Origin of the sequence: Bacillus cereus group sp. N12, assembly GCF_016483575.1 — a bacterium.
In the GTDB taxonomy this organism is placed as follows: Bacteria; Bacillota; Bacilli; order Bacillales; family Bacillaceae_G; genus Bacillus_A; species Bacillus_A toyonensis.
In genome coordinates this window covers 1-229 of sequence record NZ_JAEHBO010000307.1, presented here as the reverse complement: position 1 = coordinate 229, position 229 = coordinate 1, and the positions used below count along the sequence as shown (strand labels likewise).

Genomic DNA, 229 nt, shown 5'->3' with positions numbered 1-229 from the left:
TGTGTTCTTGAATATTTTGGTGTGTTAATGTTTTTGGTAATGTGATGTTTCGTTTAAGAGAGCCGGCTCGATTAATAAGCTCATCACCTTTTTGTTTTAATTAAAGTTCACTTTTGTTTGATAAGGTGATGGATAGAAAGAAAATATATTCATCTCCATCTTTTTTCACATATTCTGTGCGACCATTGAATTTCACTTTTGTAGGAGAGGAAGCGGATTTAAATAAAGC

1 pseudogene is annotated in these 229 nt (G+C 32.3%); it reads right to left on the bottom strand.

Annotation, left to right across the window (positions count from 1 at the left end):
- Positions 1–229 (bottom strand): annotated as a pseudogene (locus tag JDS92_RS30595) (ArsA family ATPase); the annotation flags it as partial.